The sequence below is a fragment of the Flavobacterium seoulense genome, from assembly GCF_000695795.1.
Taxonomy (GTDB): Bacteria; Bacteroidota; Bacteroidia; order Flavobacteriales; family Flavobacteriaceae; genus Flavobacterium; species Flavobacterium seoulense.
Genome location: NZ_JNCA01000010.1, coordinates 45,287 through 53,117, shown reverse-complemented (window position 1 = coordinate 53,117; position 7,831 = coordinate 45,287). Strand labels below are relative to the sequence as shown.

Sequence of the window (7,831 nt, the reverse complement as noted above, 5' to 3'; positions counted from 1 at the left end):
TTTAGCACAGTTCATTGCGAGGAACGAAGCAATCTCATCAAGTAACTTGGCAAAGTTCTTCATTATAGTACGGATTATAAATTCGCACTATCGGAATTTGATAGTCTTTTTAGAATTTGCAAACTAGAACATGATTTGTCGAACTGTCAAAATATTCTGCTTTCCAATAATGGGAATCATTAACATTTCTATATTCTGTATTTTTTATTTTATAGTTTCCTAAAAAGGGCTTTTTAAGAAAAATAATTATTGTTCCTTGGTTTGGCCAACCTTGTGAAGTTTCAATTATTTCATTTCCAAGTTCGATTTCTCGATTTAGAATTGTTGTTAGTGTTGAACTAAAATTGTCTATATGTTCTTGTGATAACATAAAAATATTGTTAATGACTCACTCTTTATCTTCTGCATTACAAACCTAAATTAGGTAACACAAAAGATTTAGTATTAGGATGTAATCGTATCCACAGCCCCGGATTGCTATTTAATTGCTGTGCTGCTTCCTCTTTATCTGAATTCAGCTTGGTATTAAGCACGTTGGCATACGTTTTAACTTTAGCAGGAGCCGAATCAGCATCGACTACGGATTGAACTATCTTTTTGGCTTGTAAAATTGCAGCTGGTCCTAAAGTGAGAATATACTCAGCAGAGCGACATTCCTTTTCATCACTTTCGCTTACAATGCTTCCACCTGCTTTAAACTTGCTAATATGGTGTTCTAAAATAGTACTCGATATTGGAATAATTCCTGCAATATGATGGCTTTGTGCTCCCGAAAATGGTTTGATATAAGCCAGGTGTGATGCCTGATTTTCTTCCGGGCCATGACCAATAAAAAAGATATCTAAACCTCCTAATCCTTCCAATTTTGTCAAATATTCGATAAGTGCCGACTCGATATCTTTGGTATCTGTTTGCATTGGTGTAAAGCTTTTTATTTTTTTGAAAAAAGCATCCCCTAAAATACGTTCAAAATCCCTGACAAAACTAAAACTGTTATCCATGCTCAAAGGAGCAAGAGCATCCTGGGTAAAAACATTCAGTCTGCCAAGCAGCTCGTCCTGTTCTGATGACTTAGCCAGCTCTCCCAGCAAACGATGCAATTCCTGAGCACCTCTACCGCCCAGAAGCGCAATATTAATATCGCCTTCTTTTGATTTTGCAGTGCTGTAAAGTTCGTTTAACATTGCCTGTCCTACTTCGGCTTCAGTACTAAGAACAGTAGGAGTGATGCCATGATCTGTAAAATTAAATTCCTGTTCGTTGTTTTGAGACAACCATACATTATTGTTGTCTTCGTATCTCGTAAATTTTGAGTTGATTGTCATTATATTATTGTTTATGCGGGCTAAAGATAAAAAATCTTGCAAAATTTGTGGGTGAACTTATCCTATAACTTGCAATCTTACCAAAAGGTTATTATGCGTTTGGCTTTTATTGATTATCGATTTTGTAAATTCTTGTGTAATCGGCAAATTCTGTGTTCTTTAAATTTACTTCAATTACTTTTTTTGCAATTTCAAAATCAACTACTATACAGCCTGCTTCCATTGTTCCGCTTCCAATACTTCCTCCGTCGGTGTGACCAAGTCCTGTCCATCCTAATATTCCGTCCAGTTTACTTTCAAGTCTGTGTCTTTTATCGAGGTCTTGTTCTGTTCCAAAACCTTCAATTTTATATTCGATTTCTAAAAAAAAAAGTTTGTCTTCGTTAAATTCAGTGTAACCATCTTTTAGTTTTTTATTAATTTCTTTCTGAACTGTTTTTCTGAAATTTGAGAAAAGTCCGTCTTTAACTTCTTTATCTTGTCCACGTTGTCCAACAATTCCCCAATGCACAATTGCTGTTTTTTGATCTTTATTCCAAGTTTCCCAATAATGAAGTTGATTATCCGTCAGTTTATAGAGTTTAAGCATAGTTTTTTAATTTCTGTTATTATATTAAACTGAACGTTCTGGTACTACAGAGGGTTTGGGACTAAATTAAGCCCTATTCTCGGATTTGCCAAACATCCCAAATGCAAAAACCAACTTTCCATTAAGCCTATTGACCAAATCAGTTGTAGTAGCTGTTATGCGTTCGGCATTTTATTTATTTCGATATATTACTTCCCATATAGGTTCAAATTCTAACTTGTCGAATTCTAACGAATGTAAATTTTTTTCTTTATAGATACCTTTGCTAAAAGTGTCTTGTATCCAATTTACAAAAGTCCAATTTCCTGCTTTTTCAGGTTTGCCCCATCTTCTCGTTTTTAAGATTGTGGCTTTCGAGTTTATTCTTTCTGACAACTCTTTCATAATCGGTTTGGAGTCAAATTTTAAACTCTTGGCAATTGCAACTACAATGAAATATCCGAATTTAATATCACGTTTCTTTTCAAAATCTCTTTCATTAGATATTGAAATATAAATTTCTGGTGGTGATTGTCTTTTTTCGCAAATTGTCCAAATAGGCGACCAAAGTTCAAAATTAAGAAAGTAGTTTTCAGTGTTATTAGGCATTGTCCACTTCTCGTGTGATTTTTCATCCCATTTGAGTCGTCCAAGCTTTATGTCTGAATGATATACAAATTCCTCGTTTTCCTTTTTAGAAATTCGTTTTTCGGGCTTGTATTTTGTTGCCCTGATTCCTGTCTCTTTTAAAATTACATTCTGATTTATTAGCATGTCAAAATATGGTTCAAAATCCGATTTCCAATTCGTTGTTATCCAGGGAGATTTGTTTTCTTCAGTCTGTCCAAAAATTAAGTAAAAGTCATATTGTCTGTTCTCCCAACTTGAATCATCATTAGTCAAATTTCCGTAAAGGTTTATAAACTTATTTCCCAATTCCTTTATTGATTTCATTGTCTTGGTTCATTTTGGTTTTATGTTGACGCATAACGTTCTGGCGCTTGTAGTGGTTGGGGAGGTTAGAAGCAGAGTATTTTCTGCTAAACGAATATATGAATAAAAACGTTAATTCCACTAAATCGGCAAATCGCTTGTAACGGCTGTTATAGGGCGTTTTTTTTGCACCTAGGATATATTCCACCACTTTCTTTTCTTGGTCACTTGTGAAATTTTCAATCTGTTTTTTGGTAATGAATTTGCCTTTTCGTGTTCAATTTGCATATTAACGGCCTCAATAATTTGATCCCAACCTCCCGAAAAAGATGGATGGAATTTATATACATTACTTCTGGTTTCTTTACTTTCATAGTTGATTTCAATTTCTATTTTCCCAATTACTTCAAATGAAGGAGGATTGTTTTTAGGCAAAGGAGGAAAGTACCAAGTGATTTTTGGATTATTTTTCCAGTTTGCAAACGAACAAATTAAGACATCCGCATTTTTAAAATCATTTATTGTTGGCTTGGTAGTTTGGTTTATAGTGGTTGAAGCAATTAAGTTAAGTCCAAATTTAGGGTCTAAATTTGTCGATAATACTAAAGCTCCACCGTAGTTACCATTTTTTAGTTTAAAGCAAATACAGTCGCCAGTCTCAAAAATAGGTTTTATATTTTTTGCTTTTTTTCGAGGTTTTGCTTTTGCCTTCTTTGTCTTAAGTTTTGCTAGGAATTTTTCGAGGACAGTTTTTCTTTTTTTGATGTCATCTTCATCTGCGCCAAGTTCTCTCCAGCTTTGGAGGTCTTTTTCGGTTAGAATTATGTTTTCAACGATTGAAAATACTTTATTATCAAGAGATTTTGTCTCCCATTGAGCTAAAGCTATAGCAAACCAAAAGTTACTACTGTCGTCAGATTTATTAATTAGTTCTTTGTTGTCCTCAAAAAGTTTTTTGGAAATCTCTTGCGGACTTGCACCTTTGTCATAATGCTCAAAGAATTCGCTATAAATGTCTGCGAATGTGTCGTTATCTTTTATTGCTGTTCCCCAAGTTCCCATGTCTATTGTTGTGGTTCTGTCTTAAAATGCCCTATAACGTTCTGGCGCTACACGAGGTTTGGGATTAAAGATGCGAGGTTTTTCGGTTAAACACAAATTTTCCAAGTACAAAACCATATTTAAATTCAATCTAATGCCCAAATCTCGTGTAACGGCTGTTACCAGTAGTTGCTATTCAGGATAATTGCCTCCGTTAATAATCCAATTTTCTACTTTTTTCTTTCTAATCATTTTCGATTCATTGTCAACTCCATATCTATAATCAAAGTAATTAAAATCTTTAGGAAAGTCTGTTTTTCTTGCGATTATAGAATTTGGAAACCTAACTCTGTATGTATTATATTCTCTGACGTCTTGATTATAATTATCTAAACTCAAATTTATTTTTTCATTTAGTGTTGAGTTTAAACTGTCCGACATAACGAATTGATTTATCTTGTATTCATTAAATTCAAGTTCTTTTGAACATTCAGACAAAGTAATGGATTTAGCTTTATTCCAATAAAACTTCAGACTATCGTTTTTAAAATTCTGTTTCGATAATTCTGCGTTTCGTTCTTTTAAATTTTCTGTATAATTAGTCCAACTCCGTTTTACATTGCTATTTAAACTTTCCAAGTTATTTACAACACTATTTTTAAATAAAAAATAGCCAATGAAACATATTCCAATAAATATCATCAATGTAATTAAACAACCTTTTAGAAATTTCATTTTCTGTTTTTTACGTTTTTTTTCTGCAATTACTGGTAACTTGTATATAGGTCTGATTTTATCAGACCTATCATCCTAATTTTGGGTGGATAGGTCTGACGATAATCAGACTTTTTTTCAAATATAGAAATTAAATCTTACAAACCCTAACTTTAGTCTTTTTGATTATTTAAGCCGTTTTTGTGCTCCGCTCAGTAAAATTAGGTGTCCGAAGAGAAAATAATGCCCTGATAAGTGCTTCCGTCTCCATGATTCCTAATTTTCGTCTGTAGCTTTTTTTAAGCTACAAAATGGATTTTCGATGTTTAGTATTAATTATATTTCGAAAAAATTCCAGAATCGGTTGCTGTCCATAAACAGCATTTTTGTCCGCAGGCTTTCAGCGCGCTATTCGCCCAGCTGTTACAGGTTTTAAAAATGCTGTAACTTCCATTAGCTTCATAAAAAGCATCGGTTGTACCATAATTAGCATCTGTTTTAATTGGGATAAAATTACCATTAGCATCTTTGTGAAAACTATCACTAATGTAATTGATTAATCGCTGGTATTGTTCTTTGCTAATAAACATTGATCTACAGTTGTTGACTAATTTCATCTTTTTGTAATAAGTAGCATGAATAGCAGTGGTGCTTAATCCCGAAGCGGCTTTAAAAGCCACCGAAGCTTTCAGGTCAGACCATTCAGGCGTTTCCAGATAAAAACCTTTGTCTCCCCAACCCATTGCAATATAGTGGTATGTAGAATCAGCGGCTTGGGTATTTTTAAATTGAATTTGTTGACTCCAGTCGATTTGCTCGCCTTTTACAGGCATTACAATATCAGTATGGACACCATTAGTCAGAATGAAAATTTCAACTTCAGGTTTGGTATTGGCTTCTTTTTCAATTGTTATGAGCGAAAGTAGGTAGGCAATGATTACATAGACTAGCAGAAGTCCCAGAACGAACAGAACTATTTTTAAAAGAATTTTAAATGCGTTTTTCAAGTTTAATTTATTGGTGATTATTCTGCCAAATTTAATAAATAAAGTTCTTGTCAAAACGATTAGAAAAAAAAGTAAGTAAAATTTTTCAAATACAAAAGCAGATTGGAATTGGTTTATCAATTTTTTGCGAAAACAAAAAAGCGATTGCAGAAAATTATATTCCACAATCGCTATTTCTATTTGTAATATAAGTAAAATTACATTTGAATTTCTCTTGCGTCTAATCGGGTTAAGCCAATGTTTTCGGGAGTATGAAGAATCATTGGGAATTTTTCGATTTTTACCGAACTACTGTCTAATCCAAAGGCACTTTCTTCAGATAAACTTAATTTTTTGATCATGAAATAAGAGTTCATAATGATATTTTCATGCCATTTGATATCGTTATCATTCGATAAAAATTTCTCTGAAAGTACAAATTTAAAGTCGCCTATGATGTTATTTTTATTCAATGATTCATAACGGCTTCTGATATCGACTTCGCCTTTTTTAACCATGTCTTTAATCACTTCTTTAAACAAAAGATTGATTTTAGTAGGTTCTCTAAAACCTAAATTAAAATCGACACGGTATAAATCGTCTTTAAGAATTTCGGTTACGCGGTATTCTGTTTTATAAGGTTCTGTCAGAATGTTTACGTGTACAAACCAGTAAATATCAGCTCTTTTAGGTCTTTTTTGTAAAATAGAATACATTACTTTTTCTTCTATTTCATCCACTTTACCGGCATTAGTCATATAAACTAAGTGCGTGGCATATTTAGGGATACTCATATCGACACTCAATTCGCTCAATACTTTTTTATAATCCTGAACTTTTACAAGTTTAGTATAGCTTTTGGTAATTTTTTTAGCGGTGTACCAAATAGACATTATCGAAATCAATACTACTGCAATAATCAAAGTTACGTAACCTCCATCAGAGAATTTAGTGATATTGGCAGCAAGGAAACTCAATTCGATTAATAAATAAATAGTGATTAACGGCACCATGAAATACAATTTTACTCTTTTCATGATCAAATAAAAATTGAGTAAAATAGTGGTCATAATCATACATAAAACAATTGCCAGACCATAAGCATGTTCCATGTTGCTGGATTCTTCAAAGTGCAGCACGATGCCCACACAACCAAAGAATAACAACCAGTTGATGGACGGAATGTACAATTGTCCCTGTAATTCAGTAGGATATTTGATTTTTACTTTTGGCCAGAAATTCAATCGTACGGCTTCATTTATTAATGTAAACGAACCACTGATTAAGGCTTGCGAAGCAATTACCGCTGCCATAGTTGCAATAACAATTCCGAATGGCTGAAACCAGTCTTCCATAATCAAATAGAATGGGTTTCCGTTTTTACCACCTAAACTTTGCAATGTTTCTCCTTCGTGGTGAATCAGGTAAGCTCCCTGACCGAAATAGTTAAGAACTAAAGTAGATTTTACAAAAATCCAGCTGATTCGGATGTTTTTTCTTCCGCAATGCCCCATGTCAGAATACAAGGCTTCGGCACCAGTAGTACATAAAAATACAAAACCTAAAACAAAGAAACCTTCAGGATGTATCGTTAATAAATGATAAGCATAATAAGGATTGAAAGCTTTAAAAACTTCAGGATGCTCTATAATTTGGATTACACCTAAAATACCTAACATACTAAACCAGATAAACATCATTGGGGCAAAGAATTTCCCAACGAGTTTGGTTCCAAATTGCTGAATGGTAAACAGTATAAATAAAATTCCAATAACAATAGGAACTGTATTTATTTCGGGATAATAAGTTCTGATTCCTTCTACGGCAGAAGATACCGAAACGGGTGGTGTTATGATTCCGTCGGCTAATAAGGCACTACCGCCAATAATAGCTGGCACAATGAGCCATTTAATTTTTGTTTTCTTGACCAGAGCATACAGTGCAAAAATACCTCCTTCGCCGTGATTGTCAGCATTTAGAGTAATGATGACGTATTTTATAGTAGTTTGTAATGTTAAAGTCCAAAACACTGCAGATATTCCTCCCAGAACGATATCGGCATCAATAGTGTGAGTTCCTAATATGGCTTTCATTACGTATAATGGCGAGGTACCAATATCTCCGTAAATAATTCCCAATGAAATCAATAAACCTCCTAGCGTTAACTTGCTGTGTAAATTTTTAGATGCGCTCATTTTATATTTTATAAACGCGTCAAATTTACTCATTTTTAAACAATTCAAATGGTATTATCTTTAAAAAAC

7 protein-coding genes are annotated in these 7,831 nt (G+C 33.4%); all 7 read right to left on the bottom strand.

Annotated elements, in window-relative coordinates; all coding sequences use genetic code 11:
• Positions 1 to 407: 407 nt before the first annotated feature.
• The 7 genes from FEM21_RS05750 to FEM21_RS05720 all read right to left on the bottom strand — a co-directional run bounded on the left by FEM21_RS05750 (position 408) and on the right by FEM21_RS05720 (position 7,762).
• Positions 408 to 1,325: a sugar phosphate isomerase family gene (locus FEM21_RS05750; RefSeq protein ID WP_201448273.1), complete on the bottom strand. Its 918-nt coding sequence runs from the start codon at positions 1,323 to 1,325 to the stop codon at positions 408 to 410.
• A 106-nt stretch (positions 1,326 to 1,431) separates the two neighbouring features.
• On the bottom strand, positions 1,432 to 1,914 hold the full coding sequence (locus FEM21_RS05745) for a hypothetical protein (RefSeq protein WP_035658802.1): 483 nt from the start codon (positions 1,912 to 1,914) through the stop codon (positions 1,432 to 1,434).
• Between the two features lie 171 nt (positions 1,915 to 2,085).
• On the bottom strand, positions 2,086 to 2,847 hold the full coding sequence (locus tag FEM21_RS05740) for a hypothetical protein (protein WP_035658801.1): 762 nt from the start codon (positions 2,845 to 2,847) through the stop codon (positions 2,086 to 2,088).
• A 171-nt stretch (positions 2,848 to 3,018) separates the two neighbouring features.
• Positions 3,019 to 3,888 carry a hypothetical protein gene (locus tag FEM21_RS05735; protein WP_035658799.1) on the bottom strand — a complete coding sequence of 290 codons (870 nt, stop codon included), beginning with the start codon at positions 3,886 to 3,888 and terminating at the stop codon, positions 3,019 to 3,021.
• Positions 3,889 to 4,059: 171 nt separating this feature from the next.
• The gene (locus FEM21_RS05730; protein WP_035658797.1) at positions 4,060 to 4,602 is read right to left on the bottom strand and encodes a LemA family protein; all 543 of its coding nucleotides are present in this window, start codon (positions 4,600 to 4,602) and stop codon (positions 4,060 to 4,062) included.
• Positions 4,603 to 4,913: 311 nt separating this feature from the next.
• Positions 4,914 to 5,588, bottom strand: coding sequence for a TIGR02117 family protein (locus tag FEM21_RS05725; protein WP_035658810.1), 675 nt, complete (start codon positions 5,586 to 5,588; stop codon positions 4,914 to 4,916).
• A 197-nt stretch (positions 5,589 to 5,785) separates the two neighbouring features.
• Positions 5,786 to 7,762: a KUP/HAK/KT family potassium transporter gene (locus FEM21_RS05720; protein WP_035658796.1), complete on the bottom strand. Its 1,977-nt coding sequence runs from the start codon at positions 7,760 to 7,762 to the stop codon at positions 5,786 to 5,788.
• Between the last annotated feature and the right edge of the window lie 69 nt (positions 7,763 to 7,831).